This window comes from Methanoculleus sp. UBA413 (assembly GCF_002502935.1).
GTDB lineage: Archaea > Halobacteriota > Methanomicrobia > Methanomicrobiales > Methanoculleaceae > Methanoculleus > Methanoculleus bourgensis.
The window spans coordinates 1-2165 of record NZ_DAQR01000100.1 but is presented as its reverse complement, the minus strand read 5'-3'; the positions used below and the strand labels follow the sequence as shown (position 1 = coordinate 2165).

Here is a 2165-nt window from a genome sequence, read left to right as displayed (position 1 = left end):
GGGAGGAGCGCGAAGCGCGGGCGAGGTGGGGGTTTGTGAGTATCGCTCCCCGGTGAGACAGGGGAGGGGGGCAAGCCCCCTCCCCGTCGGCCCCTCCCCCAGTTGCGATAGCCGCCACGGTCCAGTGTATGGGGATAAACCTGCGGACAGAACCGTGTCCGGGCACGGCTTTCCCCCGGCAAAAACCAGACCTGACGTACTGGCATCCCGCACCTACCACCCCGGTTGTTATCACTGAAGCCCAGGGCACCCCCTGTCACCCGGCAGGTTACACTCCCTCGCCCTTCCTCGCAGGTCCTTCGATTCTCTCTGCATTTTCAATCATCCTGTTGACGAACTGCCTCTGGATGCAGGTGATGAACGGCAGGGTGATCACCACGGCGCTCGCCACCCCGTTCTCCCGGTAGATGATCATACAGACCCGGTCGTCGGCGATGAAGATGTACTCAAGCAGGTATGCCGAACCGTCCACCGAGAGCGGGCCGCAGTAGATCTTCTCAAAGATGTTCTCCTGGAAGAAGGCGCAGAAGGGCTTTGGGACATGGAGGGAGGCGCTCCCGAGCGGCTTTCTAATCCCGCGCTTCCCGTTCGGGAGGAGGACGCTCACCGGGTGGTCCCGTGACGTATCGGCGATCAGCCGGGCAAACTCCCCGATCTGCTCGTAGTCCAGGCAGACGACCGCGAGGTCGCGGGTGACGCCCCCGGCGAGCGACTCGGCGTGGCGCCTGATACTCCACTCGCCCTGCACGTACCAAATCGGCGAGTTCTTCGACCGTGCGTCGAGCGAGAGGGCATCAAGACCCTGCGCCGCGGCCGTCGCCGCAGCATCGGCAGCGCTCTTTAAATGGTGGATGACGACGCCCGGCTCGACCGGGATGTAAATGTGAGGATTTCCCCGCCTGATCGTGATGAACCCCCGGGCGGCGAGTCCTTCGGCGATGTCGTAGACCCGTGGGCGGGGAACCCCGCTCGTTTCGTGGATCTGGCGGGCGCTCCCCTCGCCGATACCGACGAGGGCCGCGTAGACCCGGGCTTCGTATTCGGTCAACCCGAGTGCCATCAGGTTTCTGATCAGGTCATCCATGTTGTTACTATATTAGTTACACTAGGATTAAACCTCTCAATGTCTCATGGTTATCTGGAGAACTCTGGTGACATCATGCGGCTAAGAATGATCCTGGAGCGAGTCCTGCGACTCTTTGGCCGGGAAGGTCACGAAACCCCCCGGGCCGGCCCCGATGAGATCTGCGCCCTCCTCATCGACCCCTTCGCCGGGGATCTGGGTGAGGGAACCCACGGGGGGTCGGTCCCGGTAGAGGCCATCAGGACGGCCTGCCGCCGGATGCAGGGTGCAGCGACAAAGGGAGAACTCCTCCACATCATCGCCGGCGAGGTGAGAGCGTTTGACCTGCACGACCTTGAGGCGATGAACGCCGGGTTCGAGCGGAAGGTCGCGAGCCTCCCTGAAGACTACCGCGACCGCCTCCTTGCAAGCGTCAGGGAGGAGATCTTTGGGGCGCACCACCGCCTGGTTCTCCTCTCGCGGAACGGTGCGGCCCGGAGCATGGATACCCCCCCGGCTCCGGCGCATGCTGCCTACTGGGCCATGGTGGCGGAGGCCTGCACCGAGAAAGCCCGGGAGAAGGATCCAAGGTACCTCTACCTGAAGTACCTCCTCTCCGGGTTTGCCATGTTTGTCCTCGCCGAACCCGCTCACCCGGTCGGCACCCCGTTCCCGGGAGGACAGATAGTTGATGAGTGGGAGGGGACCTACCTCTGCCCGGTCAGGGATAAGGCGGACGACGTGCCTTTCGCTCTCTGCCCCTACTGCCCGGCGGCCCAGAGCAACGAGCCGACCTTCCCGGAGATGCGGGCCCGCCGCCTGGAGCGGAGAAGGCGGGAGAGCCTCGCGAATTACTGGACAAATTATAAAGGATGAATCCACGGGAGATGAATGGTATGAAGATTGTTGATGTATCAAAAGAACCGATCAGCGAAACCCCCCACCGTGTCGACGCCCGGAAGATCTACGACACCGAGCACGCGACTGCGGTGGTGATAACGCTTGCGCCCGGAGAGTCGCTCAAGAAGCACATAACGCCGGTGGACGTCTTCTTCTACGTCCTCGAGGGGATCGGAATTGTCGAGATCGGCGACGAGCGCGC

Annotated in this window: 2 protein-coding genes and 1 pseudogene; 2 read left to right on the top strand and 1 reads right to left on the bottom strand. The window is 62.7% G+C overall.

Annotated elements, in window-relative coordinates; translation table 11 throughout:
- Positions 1–268 precede the first annotated feature (268 nt).
- Positions 269–1084, bottom strand: a complete 816-nt coding sequence (locus tag BP858_RS08185) for a TrmB family transcriptional regulator (RefSeq protein WP_286879265.1) — start codon at positions 1082–1084, stop codon at positions 269–271.
- A gap of 75 nt (positions 1085–1159) precedes the next feature.
- Here BP858_RS08185 and BP858_RS08180 point away from each other — a divergent pair, with 75 nt between their 5' ends.
- Positions 1160–1939 (top strand): DUF2115 domain-containing protein, encoded by a 780-nt coding sequence (locus BP858_RS08180; RefSeq protein ID WP_286879264.1) that lies wholly within the window; start codon positions 1160–1162, stop codon positions 1937–1939.
- Between the two features lie 20 nt (positions 1940–1959).
- A pseudogene (locus tag BP858_RS08175) lies at positions 1960–2165 on the top strand (cupin domain-containing protein); the annotation flags it as partial.

Coding starts and splice junctions, on each gene's coding strand:
- BP858_RS08185 (WP_286879265.1), bottom strand. CDS start 1,084: ATGGATGACCTGATCAGAAACCTGATGGCACTCGGGTTGACCGAATAC.
- BP858_RS08180 (WP_286879264.1), top strand. CDS start 1,160: ATGCGGCTAAGAATGATCCTGGAGCGAGTCCTGCGACTCTTTGGCCGG.